Consider the following 16,857-nt stretch of genomic DNA (forward strand, 5'->3'; position numbering starts at 1 on the left):
GACTCGACCACCGCCCAAAAAGAATCGGAAACTTCCCACGACTGGATTTTTGCCATAATGTCTCCATGACTATGATTAACAATGAGACATTATAGCTAAAAATTCTGTCTATGTAAATATTATTTACGAATAAGCTCTTAAAAAAGGGCCGGGAAAAACCCGACTAAAAAAGATGAAATGCCAAGGTTGGCGCGCGGCGCGGGAGCAAGCGTACCCGCCCAAGAAATCGCAGAGTTCTTGGGCTAAATCAGGATGTTCGTACGTGGCGGACCGCGCCGTCCCGCCTGACACAGCAGTTCGCGTTTTTAGACAGGCGGTTACAGGTTGTTATCCGCCAAAAGCGCGGCTCCGAAGGCCGTGACAAAGGCCGGGTCAATGCCGGTTTCGGCTCTCGCCAGGGCTGAAATCCCGGAAACCCGGCTGGTGAAGGCGTCAACCAGCGCCAGCCCGCCCACCAGGGCCAGGGGGCCTCTGGCGTCCGCCTTTTCAAGAAGCGACACGGCCCGCGAGGCTATGGAAAATATCACCCCGGCCAGGATGTCGCCCGCGTCCATGCCCGCGTTCACGGCGTTCACCACCTCGCTTTCGGCGAAGACCGCGCAGGTGGCGTTGATGGCGTAAGGCTCCCTGGATGCCGCAGCACGGGCGGAGACCTCGGACAAATCCACATCAAGGGCTTTCGCGACCATTTCCAGGAACTTGCCGCTTCCGGCGGCGCAGCGCTCGTTGGTGACGCAGTCGGCCCGGCCCGTGCGGGGATTTCGGGAAGTCACCCCAAGGTAGAGCCCGCCCGCGTCCAGCACGCTTTCGACTTCCGGGCACAGGGCGCATGCCCCGGCGTGGGCGGCGCGACCGGCGGGAACCGACTGGCGCCTGCCGGAAAGAAGCCCGGCCCCGGCTCCGGTGGCGATTACCGACGATATCCGGCGTCCGGTGGTTCCGCTGTTAATGGCTGCCTCATCAAGCACCTCCCTTATAACGGCCTCCATGTTCCGGGCCACGGGCAGCACGGCCATCCCGGCTGGCCGCCCGTTTTCGGCGATGCAGGCCTTCACGAAACGCGAGCCCACGTCGAGCCCCGCCACCGGGCCGCCCTTTTTTTTCCGGGAAAAGAAGATCATAAACCGCCGCCTCTTTTCGCCCCTTGTGCCTGTAAACCGGTTTCAGATACTGCCCCAAACCCCCTTCAAAAAGGCTGAATAAAAACGATGAAATGCGAAGGTTGAGTGAAGCGGGCGGGAAGGAATAGTACTTGTCGTACATGACGACCCGCAAAGCTTTCCTCTGACACAGCAGTTCGCGTTTTTAGACAGCCTTCTACTCTACGCCTTCAACGCTCTTCACCCCTGAAACGGTCTTTACCAGAAAGCGCTCCACGCCGTTTTTGAGAGTCATCCGGCTCATGGGGCAACCCTTGCAGGCCCCGGTGAGGCGGACCTTCACCTGGCCTGCCTCGTTCACGTCCACAAGTTCGACATCGCCGCCGTCCGCCTGAAGCGTCGGGCGTATCTGGGCAAGGGCCTTTTCCACGGCCTGCCGGTCGATTTTTTGGGTTTCGCTCATGTCCGGGACTCCTTGCCTTCGAGAGGCTCTTTTCAAGGCCCCTTGCCTTGGGTGGATTATGGGTCATTGCCGGGTGAATGGAGTTGTGTTACATCCTTAGCATGAAGGAGTCCCATCCGCAAGAAGGGACAGGCTCATCCGCCCCGGCGTTCCGGGAAGGGAGCGGCGGGCGGGCTTAAGCGATCTCGAACCGGATGGAAAACCGTGGCTCACGGCGAAAATACCATAAATGGCGATGACTGGCGGAACCGGTCCTGGATAACCATGCTGGCCCTTTCCCTGGCCCTTCACGCGGCGGCGGGCCTTCTGGTGCCCGTCCTGGCCAAAAGGGCCGAACGGAAACCCGCCCCGGAAAGGGTGGTCTTCGTGGACCTGGCGGCAGTGGCCCCGGCCCCCGGCCTGTCGCCCGCAGCCGAACCGGGCTCGGCAAGCCCCGAAACGGAGCCCGAAGTGGTGCCCCTGGACGTGCCCCCGCCCCCTTCGGGCTACATAGCCACCATTCGCATCGCGCCTACTCCACCAGCGGCTCCGCCCCCCGCGCCGGTAAAGCCACAGGCCCCCCCGGCCAGGGTAGAGCCTCCCCCGGCCCCGCCCGCTCCGAAACCGGGATCCGTAACCTTTTCCGAGGGCGCTCCTGGTTTTCCCGTGCGATCCACGGTGTCGGCGAGGGAGCCGTCCGGGCAGGGGCTTGAGACGGGCGGGCCGGATTCCGGCGCGGCGGGCGGCGCCGCCAAAGCCGGGGCTGAGACGGGCCAGGGATCTCCTGCGGGCGACCGGACCGGGACGGATGACGGACTTTCGGGCGCGGCTTCGGGGAGCGGCAACCGGATATTCAAGAAAACAGAGGTTGACGTGATTCCGAAACCCACTTTTCGCCCCGACCCGCCCATCTCCCGCCGGGCCAGACGCCTGGGCATCGAGGAAGGGGAGGCCAAGGCGCTGATAAGGGTCTCCCCGGACGGCAGGGTCACCGACGTGAGCCTGGTTTCGGAAAATCCCGAAGGCATTACGGACGAGGCCTTTTTGGCCACCCTTCGCTCCTGGCTCTTTACACCCGGCATAAAGGCGGGACGCCCCGTGACCGTTGAAATGATCCAGTCGGTGCGCTTCGTGAGGGCCGCACCATGAACCCCCGCCCCGGCTCCCGCTTTTTTTACGGCTGGTACATCGTGGTGGTCGCCTTTTTCTGCAACTTCATGGTGACCGGCACGGGCTTTTACACCTTCAACGCCTTTATGGAGCCCCTTTGCGCCACGCGCGGCTGGACCCGCGAGGGCATCAACCTTGCGCTCTTTTTCGGCGGGCTGGTGAGCCTTCTGGGCCAGTACGTCCACGGCACCGCCATCATGCGCCTGGGCCCCCGCCGCTACATGGTGCTCGGCGCGGCCTTTTCCGGCCTCCTGTTCGCCCTCATGGGAAAAACCCAGTCCTTCGGCCTCTTTCTGGGCGTATTCATTCTTCTCATGGTCACCAACGGCATGTTCGGCGGCATAGTGGCCAACACCGTGGTCAACAACTGGTTTATCCACAAAAGGGGAATGGCCTTAGGGGTTGCCCAGGTGGGCATGTCCCTTTCCGGGGCGGTGCTTCCGGCTTTGGCCTTCAAAATCTATCACGCCTATGATCTTCAGACGGCCTTCCTGGTTCTGGGGATCATGCTTTTCTGCATCTCCCCGCTGTGCCTCCTGGTGATCCGGGACCGGCCCGAACCCTACGGACTTGTGCCTGACGGGAAAAAATTCGAGATTGCCCCCGGATCGGACTCCGCCCTTTCGGAAAAGACCCTCTGGTCGGCCTCAAGCGCCCTTTCCACAAGGGTCTTCTGGAGGGTCAGCATCTCCTACGCCCTTGCCATGACCGGCGTTGTGGGGGTGATGATACAGTTGAAGCCCCGTTTTTCCGATCTGGGCTTCGACGCGGGCACGGCCCTGACGCTCATGAGCGCCACGGCCCTTCTTGGAGCCGTGGGCAAATACTCCTGGGGCATGGTTTGCGACCGGCGGGACCCTCCCAAAATGGCGGCCCTGATGATGCTGTCCTGCGCCCTTGGGCTGGGGTTCGGCCTCTATGCGAAAAACTTCGCCCTGGCTGTCGTGTTCGTGGCCGTTTTCGGGTTTTCCATGGGCGGAATACAGGCCACGCTTCCCATCATGATCGCCCATCTTTTCGGGAGGCTCTCATTCACCTCCATCGCCCGTTTCGTGGCCCTGGTGCTGGCAGTCCAGAACACGGGCTATCTTTTCATGGGCCTGAGTTTCCGGTATACGAAATCCTATGATGCGGCCTACTGGCTGTTCATAGTCTTTTATCTTATAGCTGCCTTCCTGATGTACGGAGTTAAACGGCCCCTGTTTAAGGAGTAGCGATGCATTTTTACTGGAGGATTTTCGAGGAGCTGAAAAGCCTGGGCGAGCACCTGGTTTTCTGCGACCCGTCCCTGAGGCGGAATTTCGAGATTTGGCTTTCACGGCACTCCGAGGCCATAGCCATGCAGCACGACAGGGCAGGGGAGGACGGAAGCGGCCCGACCCTTCAATAAGGGCCGTTCAAGCCGCACTTTGCAGGCCCCCCGCTTTCAGGAAAGAATAGGACATGTCCCGCGAACACATACTTGTGGTGGACGACGAGGAGGACATCCGGCTTCTTCTGCGCTTCAACCTTGAGCGGGAGGGCCATTCAGTGTCTGCTGCGGCAACCGGGGAGGAGGCCTTAAAGCTCGCCCGGCAGAGAGTCCCCGACCTTGTGCTCTTGGACCTGATGCTTCCGGGCATGTCCGGCCTGGACGCGGCCAGGGCCATGAAGAAGGATTCCTCCCTGGAGCGGGTGCCAATAATCATGCTGACCGCCAAGGACGCCGAGGCGGACGTGGTGGCGGGGCTGGAGCTGGGAGCCGACGACTACGTCACCAAGCCCTTTTCCGTAAGGGTCCTGCTGGCCCGCATCAGAGCCGTGCTGCGGCGCGTTTCGTCAGATGAGCCGGAGGACCCGGCAGGCGTGGTGACCAGGGCCGGGATATCGGTGCATCCGGGAAAGCGCGAGGTTACGGTGGACGGCTCGCCGGTTTCCCTCACCTCCACCGAGTTTTTGCTATTGCACCTTCTCATCAGGCGTCCCGGCTGGGTTTTCACCCGCAGCAGGATAGTGGACGAGGTTCGGGGGACCGATTACCCTGTCACCGACAGGAGCGTTGATGTTCAGGTGGCCGGGCTTCGCCGGAAACTGGGCGGCAGGGGGGACGCCATCGAGACGGTGCGGGGCGTGGGATACCGCTTTAGGGAGGAAGCCTGACAGGGGGCTTTCCTGGCCGCCTTGCCTGGGAGCCGGATTGGCAAGAAAGGCTATGCCTAAGGCTATCACCGTGGCCCAAAGCACCACGAAAAAGGAGGGGAGATAAATGGCGTAGCCGGAAGCCGACCTTTGAAGCCTGTCGGCGCTTGGCGAGCGAAGGGCGGTTATGTAGCCGGAAAGAAAGGGGTTGGCGTCTATTATGCGTTCCGCGTCGGCCTTCCAGCGCCTCTCGTAAAACCCGTGCATCCGCATCAGAAAAGTCCACACCACGCACAGAAGCACCCCCACCGAGCCGGCCACCACGCCCGCCACGGCCTTGTGCCCAAGCGGAAGCGAGGTCTTCAGCATGATTGAGAGAAGCACCAGCGCGATTATGACGTGGACCAGGATCATCTGGAAAAAGATGCTCCAGGTGCGTCTGGCCTCCTCCTGGGCCCGGCACAGCAGAAGTTTCAGTATTTCAAATTCCGCCTGGGGATGGGAGGGCGACGTTTGCACAGGGCGTCACGTCTTTATCATGTAGTGGATGGCGTCCGGGGCGTCACGGTCCGGCTCGTGCCCGAGGCTGATGACCCCGTAGCCGGTAAGGGGGTACTCCTCTTTTTTGAGGCGTGAAATCTTGCCCCCCACGGGAAGAACCCAGGTGCCGTTGCTGCTCTGGTCTATGAGGACAAAGCGGCCCCTTCGGTACTCTATCTTGGCGTGGGAGCGGGACACCCGGCTGTCGTCCACCACGAAGTCGTTGTGGCTCTGGCGGCCAAAGGTGATCATGGCGCGGTTCACGTCGAGGTCGAGGGTCTTTTTCCCAAGGCGCAGTTCCAGGCGAAGGCGGAAGCTCTGGGAGTCCATGATGCCGTCCACCATCACGGTCTTGTCCATGCGCTCCCAGATTATCTCGTGGATGCGCACCTCGCCGGTCTTGCCCTTTATGGTGGTGGTGTCGATGTAGGTGGCCCCGGAGCGGCCTTCGGGCGGAAGCGCGGCGACGGTGGAATCGGTGGTGAGTATCTGCCTGGGCTTGGCGAGCTCCACCATTCGGGCGGCCATTATGACCGCGTCGCCGTAGACGTCGCCGGCCTCGGAGATCACCGGACCGTAGGCCAGGCCCACGTAGATGTTGGGGGGCGGGATGTCCGCCAGGCCTTCAAAGCTTATGCGGTCCATGGCCTCCTGCATGGCCTTGGCCGCCTCCACCGCGTCGTGGGCGCGGGGAAAGGTGCACATCACCTCGTCGCCTATGGTCTTCACCACCCGGCCCCTGTACTGGGCCACCACGTCCCCCAGGCGGGCGAGGACCCTTCCGATCACCTGCTGGGCCGTTTCGTCGCCCAGGGTCTCGTAAAGGCGCGTACTCTTTGCGATGTCGGCGAACAGAATGGCCAGAATGTCGGTACGCTTTTCCATGCGGCCCCTGTGGCTTTTAACTTCGCTAAAATCCAAATTTGTGCAAAAATATAGCGGAATTGCCAGGATTGTGTCAAGGGCCTCAAAGCCGATTGGCTCACTTACTTTTCAAATGCTGGCGCAAGGCCGTCCGGCGGGCGCATAAACCCTTGCAGGCGCTCAGCCGTTTTCCAGGTCAAGCTCCCGGGTCACTATTTGCACCACGAGGCTTAGGTCCGCATCCTTTTTCATTCCGGGACAGTTGGCGGCCATGATGGGCCAGTTGGACGGCTCCCGCACAACAGCCGGAATGAAGGGCCAGCGGCGGCACATTCTGGGTTTCACGGGATGAATGGTGCAGACTTTTTCAAAGAAGACGCACCGGTTGTCCTCACCCTGGGCCAGGACCGTACCCAGGCCCGAAGACCTGCAATAACGCTCTTCAAACGTCTTCACGTCAAGCCCCACAAAGACGGCAATGGCCTTTATGTCGAAGGGGGTCACAAGGGTTCCGCCGAAGCCTTCGCAGCACTGGCCGCAAAGGGTGCAGGCGAATATTTCCGAAGTGTCCATCAAGCCTGTTCCATTTTGCACCGCCCGGCCATGGCCCTTTTGAGGGTGAGGGCGTCGGTGTACTTGAGGTCTCCCCCTATGGGCACGCCGCATGCTATGCGGCTTACGGAGACGTTTTTTCCTTCAAGCGCCCCAGCCAGGTAGGAGGCCGTGGCCTCGCCCTCCACGGTGGTGGAAGTGGCGAGCACCACCTCTTTGACGCCGTCTTCGGAGACCCTTTTCAGAAGGTGGGCTATGGTGAGGGCTTCGGGGCCGATTCCGTTCATGGGGGAGAGAACCCCCATGAGGACGTGGTAACGCCCGTTGAAGGCCCCGGCCTTTTCGAGCGCCACGAGATCGGTGGGGTTTTCCACCACGCATACCAGCGAGGGGTCGCGCCTCTCGTCCGCACACACCCGTCACAGGCCGCCGTCAGCGAGGCCGTGGCAGACCTCGCAGAAGCCGCCCGCCTCCCTGGCCGCCAATATGCTTTCCGCAAGCTCGCGGGCGTCTTTGGCCGGGCAGTTCAGAACGTGGAGGGCGAGCCTTTCGGCGGTCTTCTCCCCGATTCCCGGCAGCTTGGCCATCTGCCTTATGAGCCTCGTGAGTGATGCGGGATAGACGCCCATGCCGGGAAATTTTCCTTAACAGCCACTTGATGAAAACCCTAATAAAGCCTGGGCAAAAGTCGGTGTGTTTGCCCCTCTTGTGCTTCGCACCCCGGCAACCAGAAAGCCTGCGCCACCCACACGCGAGCCAATCGGCAAGCGTTTTTACAACCGCCATATGTGATGAAGCCCGGATAATAACCCCGCACCGAGCCCTTCAACCAACCCCGCATTGAGCCTGGATAAAAACGATGAAGCGCAAGGACGGCGAGCGGGCGGCGGCGGAGCGTGCTTTTCGCACGTGAGCACGCCGCCCGCGAAGCCTGACACAGCAGTTCGCGTTTTCAGACGGGCGTTAGAACAACCCCGGGATTTTCATGCCCCCCGTGACCTTGCCCATTTCCTCGGACACCATGAGCTGGCTCTTGTTGATGCCGTCGTTCACCGCCGCGACTATCATGTCCTGGAGCATGTCCACGTCTTCGGGATCGACGACCTCCTTTTCGATGGCGATGGACATGAGCTGCTGCTTGCCGTTGACCACCACCTTGACCATGCCGCCGCCTGCGGAGCCTTCCACGGTCTTGTCGCCAAGCTCGTCCTGAAGCGAGGCCATTTTCTGCTGAAGTTTCTGGGCCTGCTTCATTATGGAGCCCATGTCGCCCATTTTCGGCATTTTTTTATCTCCTTTACTTCATGAAAAAAAGTTTATGGCTTAAGCTCAAGAGCCAATAAAAATCATTTTTGGGACCCGCAAAAAAAGGGGGGGGCGGGCTGTGGGAAAAGGCCCGTCATTTTTTTAAGGGCACTACCTCCGGGCGAACCGAGCCGAAGATGTCGAGAACGTCCTCGATAATGGGATGATTGGCAAGGGCGCGGGCCTCGTCTTCGTCCCTTTCCGGCGGATCGGGCCTTTCTGTGCGGACCGCCCTCCTTACGGATTCGGGGATTTCCCGGAAACCCCGGCCGTCTTCGGCCTCTTCCGGCAGGGCGTCCGCCCGGTCATCCGCCTCTTCCATAACAGCCGGATCACCCTCTGGCAAGGCCGCGCCGGAGGGTGCGGAAAAAACCGAGGGAGGCTCAGCCGTTCTGGGCTTAGCCTGCGACAGCGCAATAGCCGGGTCATGAGGCAAGGTTTCGGCTGATGCTGCGGGGCTGGGCGGACCACCGGCGTATGCTCCTGGGGCGGCAAGGGGAAGCGGGTCGGGTTCAGCCGCGTAAACCGTGGCCGCGCCCGGCTGGGCCTCCCACAGGGATTTCAGCCAGTCGAGCTTTTTTATAACGAGGTCGATTCCGGCTGCCGGGGCCGCCTCGCTAAGCCTTATCAGGGCCGCCTCCAGGGCCGTCTTGGGGGAAAGCGACTGGCGCACCAGGGCCTCTTCGCGGAAAAGGCCGTAAAAGAGCCGGTTCAAAAGGGTCTGGTCCGCCCCCCCGGCCTGTTCCGAAAGCCATTTTATCTCGCTTTCGGGCACGGCCACCAGGGCCGCCGGGTTCTTCGCCGCCTTGACCACCAGAAGGTTGCGGAAGTGCTCCACAAGGTCGCCCGCGAGCTTTTTCATGTCGTGGCCGCGAAGGTGAAGGTCCTCCACCACCGCAAGGCACCGGGGGATATCCTTGGCGATTATGGCGGCGGAAAGCTCGAAGAGGCTCCTTACGTCCACCACCCCAAGGATGTCCAGCACGGACTCCTGGGTGACGCCGCCCTCGGAAAAGGCCATGACCTGATCCAGAAGGCTCAGGGCGTCGCGCATACAGCCGCTGCACTCCCTTGCGATGGTCCACAGGGATTCCTCCGGCATGGAAAATGTTTCCAGACCGCACACGCGGGAAAGATGGGCGACTATCTGGGGAAGGGCTATGCGCCGGAAGTCGTGCCGCTGGCAGCGGGAGAGGATGGTGACGGGAATCTTGTGGACCTCGGTGGTGGCCAGGACGAAGATCACGTGGGGGGGCGGCTCCTCCAGGGTCTTTAATAGGGCGTTGAAGGCCCCGGCGGAGAGCATGTGGACTTCGTCTATGATGTAAATCTTGTAGCGCCCGGCTGCGGGCGAGTATTTCACGTTCTCCCTAAGCTCGCGCACCTGGTCCACGGAGTTGTTGGAAGCGCCGTCTATTTCGAAAACGTCCACGGCGTTTCCGGCTGTTATGGAAACGCAGGAGACGCATTTGTTGCAGGGTGTGGGGGTGGGGCCTGTTTCGCAGTTCATGGCCTTGGCGAAAATGCGGGCCACCGTGGTTTTTCCCGTGCCCCTGGGGCCGGAAAAACACAGCGCGTGGGCCACCCGGCCCTGCAGTATGGAATTTTGGAGGGTGCGGGAAACATGTTCCTGACCCACAAGGTCTTCCAGGGTCTGGGGGCGGTACTTGCGGGCGAGGACTACGTAAGCCATGAGGGCTTCTTGAAATCAAGATGTTGAGGGATCGTCCTTATTGGACGGAGGGTGAAGATGGCGGAGAGAGTGGGATTCGAACCCACGGTACCGTTTTTGACAGTACACACGATTTCCAGTCGTGCACCTTCGGCCAACTCGGTCATCTCTCCGCAAGCGTTGCGTAGCCGAATTTCTTAACCGGCCCTGAAAACTTTGTCAAGCCCGGTGTGACCTCTTTTACAATGCGCCACTGAAAAAATGTCGAACAGGGCCACCGCATTTGGAAAAGAACAAAACGCCGCCGACGGCGGCCCAAGCCATTTTTCCCCGGGAGCGCGGGCGTCCCGCCCGCATAAGGGCTGTAAATGCGGGCGGGACGCCCGCGCTCCCGGTAAAGCCGCCATCCCTGAAATCATGGCGAAATTTTTCATATGCGGTGGCCATTATGCCGGAAGGGCGTTCTTGACCTTGCTGGAATTGAGGGGTATAGCTGAAAGTCTTGGGGAATTTCGCCCCACCGGAAACATCAGATTCCGGGGGCTGCCGCCAGCCGGTATTCTTTTAACGGAAACGCCCATGCAAATCTTTCAGTGCACCGTGGGAAGGCCGGTTTCATGCCAGGGCGTGGGCCTGCATTCGGGAAAGCCCGTGACGCTTACGGTGCATCCCGCCCCGCCCAACCACGGCATCCGCTTTTTGAGGGCCGATCTGCCGAACCGCCCGGTCATCCCGGCCCTTTTCCGCAACGTGGTGGACACGAGCCTGGCCACGGTGATAGGCGTCGACGGGGTGATCGTCTCCACCATCGAACATATCATGGGCAGTTTCGCGGGCCTTGGTGTGGACAACGCCCTGGTGGAGCTTTCGGCCTACGAGGTCCCCATCATGGACGGCTCCGCCGGTTTTTTCACCGGCATGATTGCCGAGGCAGGCATATCGCCCCAGAAAAGCCCAAGGTTTTATTTCATCATTGAAAAACCCATAAGCCACAAGGAGGGGGACCGCTGGGTCACGGTTACGCCAGCCGACTCCTTTTCCATTTCCTGCACCATAGATTTCACCCATCCCCTTCTGGGACGCCAGAACCTGGACCTTCTGGTCACCCCGGAAAATTTCGGGCGGGAGATAAGCCAGGCGCGCACCTTCGGTTTTCTGCAGGAGATAGACTACCTGAAGCTCTTCGGCTTCGCCAAGGGCGGCAGCCTTGAAAACGCCATAGTGTTGGACTGCGACTCGGTGATAAACGCCGAGGGGCTCCGGTTTCCGGACGAATTCGTCCGCCACAAGATTCTTGACTGCCTGGGGGATTTTTCCCTGATAGGAATCCCCATCCTGGGCAGGGTGGAGACCCACAAGTCCGGCCACCAGTTCAACCACGCCTTTCTGGAGGCTTTTTTCGCGGCCAAGGACTCATGGCGAACGTCCGCCCTTGATACCGCAGCAGGCTGACGGGCGGCGGCCAGGGCAATTTGTATTGCAGGGAGCGTGCCTTGGGGTTATCATTATCAAAAAGTCCGCGCCCCTTGCCGGGTCTTCAGAAAAACTCTACCGGACAGTCAATGCAACGCCCTATTCCAGTCAAAGCCCTGGTTTTTTTCCTTGCCTTGTGGGCGTTTGCCGTTCCCGCTTTTGCGGACGAAGCCGGGCTTGCGAACATCGTCATAACCAACGATGAAAAAAACCTCCTGATTTACCTCACCATACAAAACGGCTTTCCGGGCAGGCTGGAGCAGGCCGTGGTGGGCGGAGCTCCGGTCAGTTTCAAGATTTACGTTTCCCTGTACAAGGACCGGGGCCTTTGGCCCGACAGCGAGATCGCCGATATTTCCGCCACCCATACACTAAGATACGACACCAGAAAAAAGCTCTACACCGTGATCCGCTCCGAAGACCCGGCGGCCCCGGTGATAACCCATTCCTTCGAGGAGGCCAAAAGGGCCATGTCCGAGGTTTCCCGGATGAGGGCCTGCCCCCTCTCCAGGCTGGAAAAGGGCCGCCAGTACGAGTTGAAGGCCAAGGCCGTGATGGAGAGGGTGGAGCTTCCCCTTCACCTTCGGTATCTCCTTTATTTCGTTGCTTTCTGGGATTTCGAGACGGACTGGTACACCATAAATTTCAATTATTAGGGAGCCAATTTCAAAACTATTGTCTCGCATCATACCGGCTCTGGACCCCGGCTTCCGCCGGGGTGACGATCTTTGAAACGCTTCGACTTTTCTGTAACTGTACCGCGAATAAGCTGAAAATAATATAGAGGCACTTAAGATTACGATCCGCCCTGCCGACCGTGTCGCGTTCCTGGTCATTATTCTTCCGCGCTGCCGTTGATAACGCTTATTATTTCATGATATAAACATGTACAGGCGGATAAAAGCTCCCGCGCCGTTCAATATCTTTGGACGGTTTCTCACCGTTCACGATGTCCGCCAAAAAACGCTTTCATTCCACACAACACCTGTTTTGGCTGAGCATTCAACGGACGCGAAATCGCCCGGCATGGACAAAAGGCCGAAAAATGAACCTCCCCAATAAATCCCGCATCGCCCGATGCATGGCAATAATGGCCGTCCTGTGGTGCCTGGCCCCGGCAACCGGCCTTGGCCACCATGACATTGCCGCCATAAAGGCCAATAAGCCCCTCGCCCCCGTGACTTCTGCTGCGGAGATCGACTACCCGCCTTTTTCCTTGGTGGATTCAAACGGACGCGCCGACGGCTTTTCCGTTGAACTGATGAAGGCTGCCCTCAAGGCGGTAGGGCGCGATGTCACCTTCCGTACGGGCCCCTGGGACAGGGTGAAGGGCTGGCTGGAAAAGGGCGAGGTGGAGACTCTTCCCCTGGTGGGCCGCACCCCGGAAAGAGAAAAACTTTTCGACTTCACCTTTTCCTACATGTCCCTTTACGGCGCAATCGTGGTGCGCGCCGATACATCCGGCATAGAAGAGATGGGCGACCTTTCCGGGAGGAAGGTCGCGGTGATGAAGGGGGACAACGCAGAGGAATTCCTGCGCCGGAAGGACAGGGGAATACGGGAAATAATTACCACGGCAACCTTCGAGGAGGCATTTCAGAACCTTTCAAAGGGCCTCTGCGACGCCGTGGTGGTTCAGAGGCTTGTGGCCATAAGGCTCTTGCAGCAAAGCGGCTTGGCAAACCTCAAAATCATTTCCAAACCCATTCAGGAATTCCACCAGGATTTCTGCTTCGCCGTGAAAAAGGGGGATTCAAAAACCCTGGCCCTTCTGAACGAGGGGCTTTCCATAGTAACGGCGGACGGAACCTACCGGCATCTGCATTCCAAGTGGTTCGCGGCCCTTGAGCTGCCATCCCGGAGAAAGATCATCGTGGGCGGGGACCACAACTACCCGCCGTTCGAATACCTGGATGAAAACGGGCGGCCCGCCGGATACAACGTGGAACTCACCAGGGCCATTGCCCAGGAGATGGGGCTCGAGATCGAAATTCGCTTAGGGCCCTGGTCGGCGGCAAAAGAAGCCCTGGACAAGGGTGAAATACAGGTGCTTCAGGGTATGTTCTACTCGCCCGAACGGGACCGCATCTTCGATTTCAGCCCGCCCCACACGGTGAACCACAACGTGAGCGTGGTGCGATTGGGCGAAGGAAAGCCTCCCTCCACCCTGGCGGAGCTGGCAGGCAAGAGCATAGCCGTGCAAAAGGGCGACATAATGCATGATTTCGCCCTCTCGAACGGCCTTGGGAAGAACGTGACCGCCTTCTCCACCCAGTTGGAGGCTCTCCGCGAGGTTTCAGGGGGCCGGATCGACTGCGCCCTGGTGGCCCGCGTCACGGCTCTGCACCACATAAAAACGGACGGCCTGAAAAACCTCGATGTGGGAACCGGGCCCCTTCTTTCCCAGGACTACTGCTATGCCGTGAAAAACGGTGAAAAGGCCCTTCTGGCCCAGTTCAGCGAGGGCCTCAAGGTGCTGGAGGAAACCGGGGAGTACCGCCGCATCCACCGGAAATGGATGGGGGTTTACGAGGAGTCCCCGGCAAGGCTCGCCTTTTATCTGAAATGGGCCGCAATCGCGGCGATTCCCCTTGTCCTGATCTTCCTGGCCGGCCTTTTCGGGCTCTGGACGCTTCGGAGGCTGGTGGCGCAAAGAACTGCCGAGTTGGCCATCGCCTTGCGGCGCAACCAGGAAATACTCGCCGCAATTCCAGACATCGTAATGGAAGTGGACAACAACAAGATATATACGTGGGCAAACAGCTCCGGAACGGCCTTCTTCGGGGAAGACGTTATAGGCCATGAAGCCAGTGACTACTTTGTCCGTGAACAGGAAACATACGATAAGGTCAGACCTCTTTTCGAGGGTGACGAAAGCGTGATTTATGTCGAGAGCTGGCAACGAAGAAAGGACGGGCAGGAAAGACTGCTTGCCTGGTGGTGCCGTTCCCTTAAGGACAAATCCGGCAATGTGGCGGGTGCGCTGTCAACCGCCCGCGACATCACAGATATCAAGAAAACCGAACTTGAGCTTCTCAAACTCAAGATGGCCGTGGAGCAGACCATAGACGGCATAGCCGTGACGGACATGAAGGGCTATGTAACCTACGGCAACGAGGCCTGGGCGGCCATGCACGGCATGACCATCGGCGAGATGACGGGCAGGCACGTGTCGCAGTTCCACACCGAAGAGCAGATGAAAAACGAGGTCATCCCCTTCAATATCGATGTGTTGAAGCTGGGCCAGATGAGGCGCGAGATTGGTCACGCCCGGAAGGACGGAACGACATTCCCGGCGTGGATGAGCGTTACCGTGCTGAAGGACGGAAATGGAAATCCCCTGGGCCTGGTGGCGGTGGCCCGCGACATAACCGAGCAGAAAAAGGCCGGGGACGCCCTCAAGGAAAGCGAGGACAAGTTCCGCTCCCTGTTCGAGAACATGGCTGCGGGCTGCTGCATTCACGAGATCATCTACGCGGATGGAAGGGCTGCCGACTACCGGATTCTGGACGTCAACCCCGCCTACGAGCATCTTCTGGGCATCCCCAGGCAAAGGGCCTTGGGCGCACTGGCCTCCGATCTCTACGGCGTGGGCCATGCCCCCTACATGGACATCTACGCCAGGGTGGCCGAGACCGGCGTACCCGTATCGTTCGAGATTTATTTTCCGCCCGTCGGAAAGCATTTCTTGGTAACGGCGTCCTGCCCGGCAAAGGGCAGGTTTTCAACCGTGTTTTCGGATGTCACGGAACGCAAGGCGGCGGAAGAGCGGATAGAGCACCTTAACCGGTTGCTCCGGGCCATCAGGGACATAAACCAGCTCATAGTCAGGGCGCGGGATGCGGACACGCTGATCGCGGAGGGCTGCCGCCTTCTGGTGGACAACCGGGGCTACGCCTCGGCCCTGATAGTTCTCATCGACGACAACCACAAGCCGGTTTCACGGGCCGAGGCGGGACTGGCCGCAGAATGCGCTCCCGCAGGCGACATGCTGGAAGCCGGGGTGCTGCCTCCCTGCTGCGACCGTGCGCGGTTTATGGAAGGCATTTTTATCGTGGAAGACCGCGAAAAGGACTGCCCCGGCTGCCCCGTTGCCCCAAAATGCGTGGAGAACCGGTCCATTTGCGTCAGGCTTTTGCACGAAGGCCATATTTACGGATACCTTGCCGTGGCTCTGCCTTGCGGCATGAACGTGGACGAGGAGGAGCAAGGCCTTTTCACCGAAATGGCGGGCGACATAGCCTATGCCCTTCACGTTCTTCGCCTGGAACGGGAAAGGCTTGTCTCCGTGCAGAAGCAGAAAGTACTGGAGGATCAGCTCATCCAGTCCCAGAAGATGGAGTCCGTGGGCCGCCTGGCCGGGGGCGTGGCCCACGACTTCAACAACCAGTTGAGCGTCATCATCGGCCACACCGAACTGGCCATGAGCCAGGTGGAGCCCTCCCAGCCCCTCTTCGACGATCTGACCGAAATCCGCCAGGCCGCCAGGCGCTCCGCCGATCTCACAAGGCAGCTTCTGGCCTTTGCCCGAAGGCAGACCATAACCCCCAAGGTGCTCGATCTGAACGAAACCGTGGAGGGGATGCTGAAGATGCTCAGAAGGCTTATCGGCGAGGACATAGAGCTTGCCTGGAAACCGGGCGCGGATCTGTGGCCGGTTCTCATGGACCCTGTCCAGTTGGACCAGATACTGGCCAACCTTTGCGTCAACGCCCGCGACGCCATAGCCGGAGTGGGCAAAATCAGCATAGAAACCAAAAAGGCTTCAATCGACGAAGAGTATTGCGCCGAAAACGCGGGGGCTATTCCGGGGGACTTTGCCGTCATCATTGTTGCCGACAAGGGCTGCGGCATGGAAGGGGAAACCCTTGCAAGAATTTTCGAGCCTTTTTTCACCACCAAAAGCCTTGGCAAGGGAACCGGCCTGGGGCTTTCCACGGTTTACGGCATAGTGAGGCAGAACAGAGGCTTCGTGGAAGTGGATAGCGAGCCGGGCAGGGGAAGCGAGTTCAGGATTTTCCTTCCCAGGCGGCAGGAGGCCCCGGTCCGGGCCTCGGAGCCTGCCGAAACTTCGGCGGGCAGGGGCAGGGGGGAAACCCTGCTTCTGGTGGAGGACGAGACCGCGATACTCAACATGGCGAAAAGGATTCTCGCCAGCCAGGGTTACAGCGTCCTTGCGACGGGCTCCCCGGATGAGGCGCTGGAACTGGCCAGGGCGCATTCGGGCGAAATCCGGCTTCTCATCACCGACGTGGTGATGCCTGAGATGAACGGCAAGGACCTGGCTGATGAGGTCAAGACGTATTATCCCGAAATAAAAGTGCTTTTCATGTCAGGCTACACTGCGGACGTAATAGCGGTGAGGGGGGTGCTGGACAACGGGGTCAATTTCATCCAGAAGCCCTTTTCCATGCAAAACCTGCTGCAGAAGGTAAGAGCGGCCCTGGACAAAACCGCTTAGCAGGCTGTCGAAAAACGCGATCCGCTGTGTTGTGCTTCAAAGCCAATTCCGTCACGTACATAAAGTACGCTTGACTCATTGGCTTTTCGCACGCCTTGCGGCTCATCGTTTTTCATCAGCCTGTATAATTTGTGTTTTTCAACAGGCTGGCAGGTTCTGC

The 16,857-nt window shown here is 59.7% G+C and carries 13 protein-coding genes, 1 tRNA gene and 4 pseudogenes; 10 read left to right on the forward strand and 8 right to left on the reverse strand.

Features of this window, described 5'->3' with window-relative positions; genetic code table 11:
- Positions 1–317: 317 nt before the first annotated feature.
- On the reverse strand, positions 318–1,121 hold the full coding sequence (locus HZB23_08690; GenBank protein MBI5844731.1) for a hypothetical protein: 804 nt from the start codon (positions 1,119–1,121) through the stop codon (positions 318–320).
- Between the two features lie 196 nt (positions 1,122–1,317).
- The gene (locus HZB23_08695) at positions 1,318–1,563 is read right to left on the reverse strand and encodes a NifU family protein (GenBank protein ID MBI5844732.1); all 246 of its coding nucleotides are present in this window, start codon (positions 1,561–1,563) and stop codon (positions 1,318–1,320) included.
- A 204-nt stretch (positions 1,564–1,767) separates the two neighbouring features.
- Here HZB23_08695 and HZB23_08700 point away from each other — a divergent pair, with 204 nt between their 5' ends.
- Genes HZB23_08700 through HZB23_08715 form a run of 4 tightly spaced genes read left to right on the forward strand, consistent with a single transcriptional unit; the run spans position 1,768 to position 4,851 of the window.
- Positions 1,768–2,691, forward strand: a complete 924-nt coding sequence (locus HZB23_08700; protein ID MBI5844733.1) for an energy transducer TonB — start codon at positions 1,768–1,770, stop codon at positions 2,689–2,691.
- Positions 2,688–3,926: an MFS transporter gene (locus tag HZB23_08705; protein MBI5844734.1), complete on the forward strand. Its 1,239-nt coding sequence runs from the start codon at positions 2,688–2,690 to the stop codon at positions 3,924–3,926. The genes HZB23_08700 and HZB23_08705 overlap by 4 nt, the downstream gene beginning before the upstream one ends.
- Positions 3,927–3,928: 2 nt before the next feature.
- Entirely contained in the window at positions 3,929–4,102 is a 174-nt protein-coding gene (locus HZB23_08710; GenBank protein ID MBI5844735.1) for a hypothetical protein, read from the forward strand.
- 53 nt (positions 4,103–4,155) lie between these two features.
- On the forward strand, positions 4,156–4,851 hold the full coding sequence (locus HZB23_08715) for a response regulator transcription factor (protein ID MBI5844736.1): 696 nt from the start codon (positions 4,156–4,158) through the stop codon (positions 4,849–4,851).
- Between the two features lie 504 nt (positions 4,852–5,355).
- On the opposite strand, the gene HZB23_08720 is transcribed toward HZB23_08715, so the two are convergent.
- From HZB23_08720 to HZB23_08745, 6 genes and pseudogenes are all read right to left on the reverse strand, one after another.
- Positions 5,356–6,255, reverse strand: coding sequence for an adenylate/guanylate cyclase domain-containing protein (locus HZB23_08720; GenBank protein MBI5844737.1), 900 nt, complete (start codon positions 6,253–6,255; stop codon positions 5,356–5,358).
- Between the two features lie 159 nt (positions 6,256–6,414).
- Positions 6,415–6,810, reverse strand: a complete 396-nt coding sequence (locus HZB23_08725) for a YkgJ family cysteine cluster protein (GenBank protein MBI5844738.1) — start codon at positions 6,808–6,810, stop codon at positions 6,415–6,417.
- Positions 6,807–7,415: pseudogene (gene recR / locus HZB23_08730) on the reverse strand (recombination protein RecR). Before recR ends, HZB23_08725 begins: the two are co-directional and overlap by 4 nt.
- A 334-nt stretch (positions 7,416–7,749) precedes the next feature.
- Complete coding sequence (locus HZB23_08735; GenBank protein MBI5844739.1) at positions 7,750–8,061, reverse strand: YbaB/EbfC family nucleoid-associated protein; 312 nt, start codon at positions 8,059–8,061, stop codon at positions 7,750–7,752.
- Positions 8,062–8,185: 124 nt separating this feature from the next.
- On the reverse strand, positions 8,186–9,784 hold the full coding sequence (dnaX, locus tag HZB23_08740) for a DNA polymerase III subunit gamma/tau (GenBank protein MBI5844740.1): 1,599 nt from the start codon (positions 9,782–9,784) through the stop codon (positions 8,186–8,188).
- Between the two features lie 58 nt (positions 9,785–9,842).
- A tRNA-Ser gene (locus HZB23_08745) sits at positions 9,843–9,936 on the reverse strand.
- A 406-nt stretch (positions 9,937–10,342) separates the two neighbouring features.
- Between HZB23_08745 and HZB23_08750 the strand changes: the two genes are divergently transcribed.
- The 6 genes and pseudogenes from HZB23_08750 (at position 10,343) to HZB23_08775 (ending at position 16,697) form a co-directional block, all read left to right on the forward strand.
- Complete coding sequence (locus tag HZB23_08750; protein ID MBI5844741.1) at positions 10,343–11,215, forward strand: UDP-3-O-acyl-N-acetylglucosamine deacetylase; 873 nt, start codon at positions 10,343–10,345, stop codon at positions 11,213–11,215.
- Between the two features lie 110 nt (positions 11,216–11,325).
- Entirely contained in the window at positions 11,326–11,892 is a 567-nt protein-coding gene (locus tag HZB23_08755; GenBank protein ID MBI5844742.1) for a DUF4390 domain-containing protein, read from the forward strand.
- A gap of 425 nt (positions 11,893–12,317) precedes the next feature.
- Positions 12,318–13,895: pseudogene (locus HZB23_08760) on the forward strand (transporter substrate-binding domain-containing protein).
- Between the two features lie 63 nt (positions 13,896–13,958).
- Positions 13,959–14,270 (forward strand): annotated as a pseudogene (locus HZB23_08765) (PAS domain S-box protein).
- Between the two features lie 267 nt (positions 14,271–14,537).
- Positions 14,538–14,993, forward strand: a pseudogene (locus HZB23_08770) (PAS domain-containing protein).
- 231 nt (positions 14,994–15,224) lie between these two features.
- The gene (locus HZB23_08775; protein MBI5844743.1) at positions 15,225–16,697 is read left to right on the forward strand and encodes a response regulator; all 1,473 of its coding nucleotides are present in this window, start codon (positions 15,225–15,227) and stop codon (positions 16,695–16,697) included.
- Positions 16,698–16,857: the final 160 nt, after the last annotated feature.

The organism is Deltaproteobacteria bacterium (genome assembly GCA_016235345.1).
Classification (GTDB): Bacteria; Desulfobacterota; Desulfobacteria; order Desulfobacterales; family Desulfatibacillaceae; genus JACRLG01.